The sequence below is a fragment of the Variovorax sp. 20P10.2.4 genome (assembly GCF_058244205.1).
In genome coordinates, this window is record NZ_JBZAYE010000456.1 from 1 (window position 1) to 6,012 (window position 6,012).

6 protein-coding genes are annotated in these 6,012 nt (G+C 68.8%); 4 read left to right on the forward strand and 2 right to left on the reverse strand.

Going from position 1 to position 6,012, the window contains the following annotated elements; translation table 11 throughout:
* Together AC27VN_RS30035 and AC27VN_RS30040 are read left to right on the forward strand one after the other, a co-directional pair.
* Positions 1 to 79 (forward strand): NrsF family protein (locus AC27VN_RS30035; protein ID WP_490878917.1); only part of this gene is annotated, 79 nt, incomplete at its 5' end.
* A 148-nt stretch (positions 80 to 227) separates the two neighbouring features.
* Positions 228 to 2,570, forward strand: coding sequence for a DUF6351 family protein (locus tag AC27VN_RS30040; RefSeq protein WP_490878914.1), 2,343 nt, complete (start codon positions 228 to 230; stop codon positions 2,568 to 2,570).
* Positions 2,571 to 2,609: 39 nt separating this feature from the next.
* On the opposite strand, the gene AC27VN_RS30045 is transcribed toward AC27VN_RS30040, so the two are convergent.
* A complete protein-coding gene (locus AC27VN_RS30045; protein ID WP_490878915.1) occupies positions 2,610 to 3,317 on the reverse strand; it encodes a Crp/Fnr family transcriptional regulator in 708 nt (235 codons plus the stop codon).
* 24 nt (positions 3,318 to 3,341) lie between these two features.
* The gene (locus AC27VN_RS30050) at positions 3,342 to 4,856 is read right to left on the reverse strand and encodes a helicase HerA-like domain-containing protein (RefSeq protein WP_490878916.1); all 1,515 of its coding nucleotides are present in this window, start codon (positions 4,854 to 4,856) and stop codon (positions 3,342 to 3,344) included.
* Positions 4,857 to 4,957: 101 nt separating this feature from the next.
* On the opposite strand from AC27VN_RS30050, the gene AC27VN_RS30055 reads away from it, so the two are divergent.
* The gene (locus AC27VN_RS30055) at positions 4,958 to 5,263 is read left to right on the forward strand and encodes a phosphopantetheine-binding protein (protein ID WP_057596224.1); all 306 of its coding nucleotides are present in this window, start codon (positions 4,958 to 4,960) and stop codon (positions 5,261 to 5,263) included.
* 5 nt (positions 5,264 to 5,268) lie between these two features.
* Positions 5,269 to 5,919: a COG4648 family protein gene (locus AC27VN_RS30060; protein ID WP_093342169.1), complete on the forward strand. Its 651-nt coding sequence runs from the start codon at positions 5,269 to 5,271 to the stop codon at positions 5,917 to 5,919.
* The last annotated feature ends 93 nt before the right edge of the window (positions 5,920 to 6,012 follow it).

Sequence of the window (6,012 nt, forward strand, 5' to 3'; positions counted from 1 at the left end):
CGCGGTCTGGTACGTGAGCGGGATCGCGGTGCCGGTGCTGGTGGGCGCCTTGCTGGGGCCGCGGCTGCTGCGCTGGTAGAGGCCGGCGCGGGCAGCGCCTGCGAGCGCTCGTACGTCTCACTGGGACAAACCCTGTCCCGCGGCGAAATGTCGTTCGCTGAACAGTTCGAAAAGAGCGAAAGGATTGCAATCGCGTCGCGTTTCTCTCACAACAACAGGAGACATCGATGCGAGACATCCTCAGAACGGGACTGCGGGTCCTGGGCCTGTGCGCGGTCGTCACCCTCGCGAGCTGCGGCGGCAGCGGTGGCGGCGGCGTGGCACTGCCGATTCTTCCGCCCTCCGGCTCGCAGCCGGAATCGCCACCGCCGGCGGCGACGGGCGAACTCAAGATCAGGACGCTGTCGAACCGCGCCGACATGATCAGCGATGGCGATGCCTACGTCGAGATCGTGCTGCCCGAGGGCAAGAGCGCGCTCGACCTCGCGGTGGACCTCGACGGCAAGGACATCTCCTCCGCCTTCGCGCTGCGCGCCAACGGCCGCGTGCTCGGCACCGTGACCGGGCTGCGCGTGGGCAGCAACACGCTCACCGCCACGCTCAAATCGACGAAGACAGGCGCGAAGCTCGCGATCGAGAACTTCGCCCGCGGCGGCAACATCTTCGCGGGCACGCCGGTGCAGCCGTGGATCTGCGCCACGAAGGCCGGCTCGGTCACGACCGTGACGGTGCCCGGCACCGGCCTGTCGGCCAGCGCGACCACGCAGGTGAGCGGCTTGGACGCAGACCCGGTCGACGCCGACTGCAACGCGCCCATCATCTACACCTACTACTACCAGCCCAAGGCCAAGGAGGGCACCGACTGCGGCCAGCAGCCCTTCGGTCCCTACGCCTGCTTCCTGCAGTACGACCCGGCCAAGCGCCCGAAGGACGCCGAGATCGCGAACTTCACGACCGACCGCGGCGACACCGTGAAGGCGCTGCTGCGCGTGGAGCTGGGCACGATGGGCCGCAGCGAATACCAGGTGGCGGTGTACTTCGATCCCGCCAAGCCGTGGACGCCGTGGGAGCCGCAGAAGGGCTGGAACGGCAAGGTGCTCTGGAAGATGGGCGCCTCGGCCTCGGGCAACCGCTTCCAGCAGAACCCGGGCACGGCGCTGTTCGACGACAACGCGCTGCGCGCCGGCTTCATGACGGTCAATTCGCAGCTCACCAACCACAACGACAACAACAACGAGTTCCTCGCGACCGAGAACATCATGATGGTCAAGGAACACATCATCGACACCTATGGCGAGATCCGCTTCACCATGTCCGACGGCGGCTCGGGCGGCTCGATGATGCAGACCGTGCCGGCCTCGGTGATGCCCGGCCTGCTCGACGGCCTGCAGACCGGCTACAGCTATCCCGACGCGGTGACGACCTGGATCGAGACGCGCGACTGCGGCAACCTCTGGCGCTACTACGGCACCGGCCCGGGTGCCGGCCTGTCGCCGGCGGCGCGCGCGGCCATCGAAGGCCATCCGACGGCCGCGTATTGCACGCAATGGGTCTATTCGTTCCTCGCGCCGCAGAACCCGGTGCAGGCCACCAACTGCGGACTCGGCTTTCCGGCGGCGCTGGTGTACGACCCGGCGCTGCGGCCCAACGGCGTGCGCTGCACGATCCATGACGTGATGACGGCGATCCTCGGCACCACCGAGCTCAACGGCAACACGGTGCCGAACCTGCCCTACGACAACGCGGGCGTGCAGTACGGGCTCAAGGCCCTGCGCTCCGGCGCCATCACGCCCGAGGAATTCGTTGCGCTCAACGAAGGCATCGGCAGCTGGGACGCCGACATGATCTGGTCGGGCGACAAGGCCGTCATTCCCGCGGCGCGCGCCCGGATGCAGACCAGCGCGATGACCACGCTCTACCGCAGCGGGCTCGTCAGCTACGCGAAGAACCTCGCGAAGGTGCCGGTCATCGACCTGCGGCCCGAGCTCGGCGCCGACATCCACATGGCCTGGCGCACTTACCAGCAACGCGCGCGCCTGGACGCGGGCAACGGCGGGCACGACAACCACGTGGTGCTGGCGAGCAACGCCGGCACCGGCGTCGCGCTGACCCGGCAGGCCTTCCTGATGATGGACCGCTGGCTCAGCGCCATGGAGGCCGACAGGTCGGCCGACACGAAGGAGAAGAAGGTCGTGAAGAACAAGCCCTCGGACGCGGTCGACCAGTGCATCGCGACCGCGGGCATGACCACGGCCGAGCTGGTCGACATCGGCTTCGGCAGCGCCGCCTGCCCGGTCAAGCCCTACGAGTCGGTGCGCATCGTGTCGGGCGGACCGCTCGCGGAAGACGTGTTCAAGTGCCAGTTGAAGCCGATCGACTTCGCATCGGCCGACTACGCCGGCGCGGTCTTCACGGGCGGCCAGCAGGTGCGGCTGCAGGCGACCTTCCCCGATGGCGTGTGCGACTGGAGCAAGCCGGGCGTCGGGCAGGTGCCGTGGACGCCGACCACCTTCCGCGGCGGCCCGGGCGGGCAGGACCTGCCGGCCGCGCCGGTGTCGACGCCGCTCTGAACGGCCGACACGCCGCGACGCCCGCCACGCGCGGGCGTTTCAGCCCGGCTGGTTGGTCGGATAGCGCGACAGGCGCTGCCGGTCGAGCACGTTGATGTAGCCGTAGCCGGTCTTGATGAGCTGCGCGGCCTCGAGCTCGTGCAGCGCGACGTTCACGCGCTGGCGCGACACGCCGACCATCCAGCCGATCTCCTCCTGGCTGATCTGCAGGGTGGCGTCGGTGTTGGGATAGAGCACCGGATGGAACAGGCTCGCGATGCCGCGCGCGACGCGGCCCGTGGGCTCGAGCAGGCGGTCGAACTTGACCGTGGCGATGAACTGGCTGAGCCGCTCGTTCAGGTGCGACAGCATGAAGTGGTTGAACGGCACGCTCCTGTCGAGCAGCCAGGTGAAGGTGTCGCGCGGCAGGTGCAGGGTGACGGTGGGACGGGTGGCGGCGATCTCGTACTTGCGCTGCTCGACCTTCAGCAGCGAGCCCTCGCCGATCCAGCCGCCCGCAGCCACGCCCGTGAACATCACGGGCTTGCCGTCGGCCGAGGTGTCTTGCACGCGCAGGAAGCCCTCGATCACGCCGATCCAGCTGTCGGCGATCTCGTTGCGCTGGCAGACGAATTCGCCCTGGCCGTGCTCGCGCGTGTAGAGCGCCTTGTAGGCGGTCTCGCGTTCGCACTGGGTGAGCACGCGCGGCCAGATGCAGCGCTCCCAGAACGCCGCGATGTCCCTGGTCGGTGTCTTGCCCGAGGACATTGGAGGTGCCGTCGCCGCCGCGGCTCAGCGCTTCTTCGAGCCGAAGATGCCGCCGAGTACGCCGCGCAGGATCTCCTTGCCGACCGAGGTGCCCATGGTGCGCACCGCCGACTTGGCCATGGTCTGCACCAGGCCGTCGTGCTTGGCGCCGCGCGGGCCGGTGTGGCCGAACAGCAGGTCGTTGAGCATGCCGCCGGCGCCCGAGCCTTCCTCGGCCGGCTTGCCGGGCGCTGCCTTGCCCGCCGCGGGGGCCCCGGGCGCGGTTTCGGCGCGGCCCTTGAGCTTCTCGTAGGCCGATTCACGGTCGACCGCCTTCTCGTAGACGCCCGCCACCAGCGAGCTGGCCAGCAGCGCCTGGCGCTGCGCGGCCGTGATCGGGCCGATCTGGCTGCCGGGCGGCAGCACGTAGACGCGCTCGGTCACGCTCGGGCGGCCCTTCTCGTCGAGGAAGCTCACGAGCGCCTCGCCGACCGCGAGCTCGGTGATGGCCTTCTCGATGTCGAGGCCGGGCTTCTGCCGCATCGTGGTGGCCGTGGCCTTCACCGCCTTCTGGTCGCGCGGCGTGAAGGCGCGCAGCGCATGCTGCACGCGGTTGCCGAGCTGAGCCAGCACCGAGTCGGGAATGTCGAGCGGGTTCTGGGTCACGAAATACACGCCCACGCCCTTGGAGCGCACCAGCCGCACCACCAGCTCGATGCGCTCGACCAGCGCCTTGGGCGCCTCGTTGAACAGCAGGTGGGCCTCGTCGAAGAAGAAGGCCAGCTTGGGCTGCTCGGGGTCGCCGATCTCGGGCAACTGCTCGAACAGCTCCGACAGCATCCACAGCAGGAAGGTGGCGTACAGCCGCGGCGAGTTCATGAGCTTGTCGGCCGCGAGGATGTTGACCACACCGCGGCCGCCCTCGGTCTGCATGAAGTCGGCGATGTTGAGCATGGGCTCGCCGAAGAACTTGTCGCCGCCCTGGGTCTCGATCTGCAGCAGGCCGCGCTGGATCGCGCCCACGCTGGCGGCGCTGATGTTGCCGTACTCGGTGGTGAACTGGCTCGCGTTCTCGCCCACGTACTGCAGCATCGCGCGCAGGTCCTTGAGGTCGAGCAGCAGCAGGCCGTTGTCGTCGGCGATCTTGAACACCAGGTTCAGCACGCCGGCCTGGGTTTCGTTCACGTCGAGCATGCGGCCCAGCAGCAGCGGGCCCATGTCGGAGATGGTGGCGCGCACCGGGTGGCCCTGCTCGCCGAACACGTCCCACAGCGTGACGGGGCAGCCCAGCGGCTCGGGCAGGTCGATGCCGCGCTCCTTGAGCGTGGCGGCCATCTTCTCGCCGATGGCGCCTTTCTGGCTGATCCCGGTCAGGTCGCCCTTGACGTCGGCCATGAACACGGGCACGCCGATGGCCGACAGCTTTTCGGCCATGGTCTGCAGCGTGACCGTCTTGCCGGTGCCGGTGGCGCCGGTGATGAGGCCGTGGCGGTTGGCGAGGGCAGGGAGGAGGGCGCATTCCACGCTCTCGTGGCGGGCGATCAGAAGAGGGTCGGCCATGGACGGTTCCGGGTCGTGTCGAGGCGGCCAGTCTAATCAAGCTGCCCTCCTATAATCCACGGCCCACGCGCCCTTGCGGCAAAAGTTTCTGGAGGTTTTTCTTGTCTTCGACTGCTCAGCCCCCCATTCCCGCCGATGGCGATGCCGAACAGTCGCCGATCGAGCAGGAATTGGCCGTGCTGCTGGTGAACGCCCTCAACCTCGAGGTGGCGCCAGCCGACATCGTCCCGACCGAACCGCTGTACGGCGAAGGCCTCGGCCTCGATTCGATCGACATCCTCGAGGTCGCGCTCGAAGTCTCGCGCCGCTATGGCTTCCAGCTGCGTTCGGACGACGAGCGCAACCAGCAGATCTTCCAGTCGTTGCGCACGCTCGCGGCCCACGTCGCCCAGAACCGCGCGGCCTGAACCCCATGTCACGATGGCGCCTGGCGCTCCTGCTGCTGGTGGGGGTGGCCTATGCCGGTGCTTCCCACTGGATGATGCTGTTCCACGCCACCGAGCCGTGGGCGGTGGTCGTGCTGCTGGGGCCGTTGTGGCTCGCCGCCATGGGCTTCGCCGCCAGCCGTTTCGGCCGCTGGGGCTTCGCCGCGGTGGTCGCGCTGGGCCTGGCCGGCTTCGCGCTGGTGCTCAGCGGCGAAGCGGGCGACACCAACCGGCTCTACGTGTTCCAGCACGTGGCCATCAATGCCTTGCTCTGCGGCTGGTTCGGCTCCACGCTGCGCGGCGACAGCGTGCCGCTGATCACCCAGTTCGCGCAGCGCGTGCATCCGCTGCGCGGCGCGATGCGCGCCTACACCACGCAGCTCACGCGCATCTGGACCGGCTATTTCGCGCTGGTGGTGCTGTCGTCGATCGTGGTCTACCTCACGCTGTCGTTCTCGGCCTGGTCGCTGCTGGCCAACGTGCTGACGCCCGCCAGCGTGGCGCTGCTGTTCGTCGGCGAACACCTGCTGCGCTACCGGCTGCACCCCGAGTTCGAGCGCACCCGCATGGTCGATGCGGTGCGCGCCTTCTACGGCAGTTCGTCGGCCGACAGCAGCGCCGGCGGCGGCCCGCGCTGAGCCTCGCCGGCCCGGCGGACCGACACGAGAGAGGAAAAGGCACCGCGTGACACCGAATCCTGGCCTGCTGCCGCTGCTCGCCGAGCGCGATCC

Excerpts from the sequence above, each read along its gene's own strand:
- AC27VN_RS30040 (WP_490878914.1), top strand. The coding sequence starts at position 228 with ATGCGAGACATCCTCAGAACGGGACTGCGGGTCCTGGGCCTGTGCGCG.
- AC27VN_RS30045 (WP_490878915.1), bottom strand. The coding sequence starts at position 3,317 with ATGTCCTCGGGCAAGACACCGACCAGGGACATCGCGGCGTTCTGGGAG.
- AC27VN_RS30050 (WP_490878916.1), bottom strand. The coding sequence starts at position 4,856 with ATGGCCGACCCTCTTCTGATCGCCCGCCACGAGAGCGTGGAATGCGCC.
- AC27VN_RS30060 (WP_093342169.1), top strand. The coding sequence starts at position 5,269 with ATGTCACGATGGCGCCTGGCGCTCCTGCTGCTGGTGGGGGTGGCCTAT.